This window comes from Aliivibrio sp. S3MY1 (assembly GCF_028765575.1).
Taxonomy (GTDB): Bacteria; Pseudomonadota; Gammaproteobacteria; order Enterobacterales; family Vibrionaceae; genus Aliivibrio.
Genome location: NZ_JARACO010000133.1, coordinates 1 through 362, shown reverse-complemented (window position 1 = coordinate 362; position 362 = coordinate 1). Strand labels below are relative to the sequence as shown.

Below are 362 nucleotides of genomic sequence, written 5' to 3'. Positions count from 1 at the left end.
ACTTCAACGACAATAACTGTGAAACGAAACAATCCCTTTTTCTTACACCATTTGTACGATTTGGTTTCAGCAAGTTTGGAACTGATAAACCAAATATCCTAACCACAATTGGGATTGAAAATGCTAAGAGGAAAACACTGACGCAGGCTAAAATGAGGCATAACCAAAGAACAATTGAAGCGTAAATAAGCCGCTGAAACGCCTGAATTTGGGGCAATAATAGTTCAATGCCGAACCTGATAAAACGAACACCAAAAGGCAACAAAGAAAAAGATAAACCACCCTACTTTCACACCTAAAAAACTAATGGTTCAATCGCTGGACTGAACCAAAAAACTGCATTCTCAGAGTTCGTATAACGC

At 38.4% G+C, this 362-nt stretch carries 1 protein-coding gene; it reads left to right on the top strand.

What is annotated here, in order from left to right; translation table 11 throughout:
- Positions 1 to 185 (top strand): hypothetical protein (locus tag PVK62_RS17570; protein WP_274445660.1); only part of this gene is annotated, 185 nt, incomplete at its 5' end.
- Between the last annotated feature and the right edge of the window lie 177 nt (positions 186 to 362).